Here is a 2,007-nt window from a genome sequence, read left to right as displayed (position 1 = left end):
AGTACTCACTGTTCAGCTTTGACAACACAACCGAACAGCCGCGCCGCCCGCCCCCCCACACCCCCCCCCCCCCCCAGCCCGCCCGGGATTGGGCTGGCATGCCTCCTTGCGGAAGACGGGCTTGTTGTTGGGATGGCTGGGGTCCTGGATAGGGCGGCCGGGATAGTTGTCCTTGTTGAGGGCACATGGGGCGGGTTGGCTGCTGAGGAGCGCTCTGTGGCATTTGCCGTGGTTGCCCTTGGATAGGAGGCTGGGAATGGGGTGGCATGCTTCCCTGGGGAATATTGACCTGTTGTTGGGATGATTGGCTATTTGGAGGAATGGGATGTTGCTGTGGAATGTCCTGTGGCATTTGCCGTGATTCCCCGTGCATGGGCTGATGCGGATGGGGGGGAATTCCTTCTCCCGGAACGTGGTCCGGCTGGTTTTGTTGCTGTGGTGTATTCATAAATAATATTGGATGGTGTTAAGTGGAGGGATGGAAGAGCCCCGCAATTTTTTCTGATCCGGGATGAATGGAGAGAGGCGTGTGCGGGATAATTCTACTTGTCCAGCTCCCGCCGGAGGTCTGCCTGCCGGTCTTCCAGCTGGCGCAGTTCCCCTTCACTTTCCAGAATGGAACGGCTTTCTTCGTCAAGGCGTGAGAGCTGCTTCTGAAGGTATTCCTCTTTAGTACGTATGCTTTCTAGGGAGTTCGACTGTTCAATAATTTGCCGTCCGTTTTCCAGTTTTTTGGACAAGTCCGCTTTTTCGTCGGACAGGGAATTTTCCTCCTCCACAGCTTGTCGGTATTTGGCATTCCGGTCGTAATACGACCAGATGAACCAGCCGGAAGAACCTAAAGAAAGAAGGAGGCTAGTAATGATGATCAAAGTTTTCATGACGATAATTTTAATAGTGCAGTTTAAGTGTGCGGTAGCCGGACGTGGAATCAGGAGCTTCTTTGTTATTGAGGACTTCATTCCACTGGATGATTTGCCCGGATGGTGAAGTCTGCCACATTTCCTTGGTATATCCTCGGATGGTTTTTCCCGAATGATTGGAACATTCGTAAAAATAGATCAGTTCCACAGCGTTTCCGGAATAGGCTATTTTCAATAGCCGATAATCGCGGATAGGCCATTTGTCCCAGAATTTTTGAATATCATCCATAATGAATTGGTTGGATACTTCCTTGCCGTCCGCATACAGGTAAGTGCTACGGGGTGCAAAGGTTTTGGAGAGATAGGCAATGTCTCCTGTTTTCCGGGCCTTCAGGTAGGCCACTCCTTGCTGAAACATCTGGTTGTCTAGTTGAGGCGTCGGATTTACGACAGGCGGCTTTGGAATTTGGACTGTGTTTACTCCTACGGGAGGAAGATCGGAAGAAGATGTATCCGAGGACGTAGTCCGGAGAGCAGTTTGGACAGAATCGGTGACGGTTGAAGCCACAGAATTCTGGGGTAGGGGAGTGGTTGGTGGAGATGAACTATTCTTTCTTTCGTTCAGCATTTTTCTCCTGGTCTTTTCTCGTTCCAAAGAGGCAATGGCTTGTTGTGTGTTTTTCAGTTTTGACAGAGTAGAGGAATGTGCCTGCCTGATTTTTTCAACTTCCTTTTCCTTGGCTTCAAGAGAAGTCTGGAGTTGCCTCACTTTCTCGGATGTCTGGGCAAGAGCTTCGGCCGTTTGTTTGACCGGTTCATACTTTTTCCGGAGAAGGGTTGTTTCATCGGTGAGTGCATAGATGTCGCTTTTCAGGGAATTGGTTCGTTTGAGGAGTTTTTCTCCTTTGCCATAAAAGGTGTAACTGAGGAATGCGCCTGCTATCAGAAAAAATGCGGCAATGGAGGCGGAGATCAGCAGACCTTTATGAAAACCACCTGTTTTCTGTACCATATGGGAGGTTTCCTGTAAGGAAGAGGGGGGATACATCACCTGCTGAGGCTCCTGTTGCCAGTCCTGCTGAGGCTGCTGTTGCCAATCCTGCTGAGGCTGCTGTTGCCAATCCTGCTGAGGCTGCTGTTGCCA

Annotated in this window: 2 protein-coding genes; both read right to left on the bottom strand. The window is 50.5% G+C overall.

The window, feature by feature from the left end:
• Positions 1–542 precede the first annotated feature (542 nt).
• Positions 543–881: a hypothetical protein gene (locus tag LIO64_RS04600; protein ID WP_290548274.1), complete on the bottom strand. Its 339-nt coding sequence runs from the start codon at positions 879–881 to the stop codon at positions 543–545.
• 10 nt (positions 882–891) lie between these two features.
• The coding region (locus tag LIO64_RS04595) for a DUF1348 family protein (protein ID WP_290548273.1) at positions 892–2,007 on the bottom strand (1,116 nt) is incomplete at its 5' end.

It is taken from the genome of Akkermansia sp., from assembly GCF_020860705.1.
In the GTDB taxonomy this organism is placed as follows: domain Bacteria; phylum Verrucomicrobiota; class Verrucomicrobiia; order Verrucomicrobiales; family Akkermansiaceae; genus Akkermansia.
The sequence above is the reverse complement of the archived record's forward strand: the minus strand, read 5'-3'. Positions and strand labels throughout refer to the sequence as shown.

Excerpts from the sequence above, each read along its gene's own strand:
- LIO64_RS04600 (WP_290548274.1), bottom strand. The coding sequence starts at position 881 with ATGAAAACTTTGATCATCATTACTAGCCTCCTTCTTTCTTTAGGTTCT.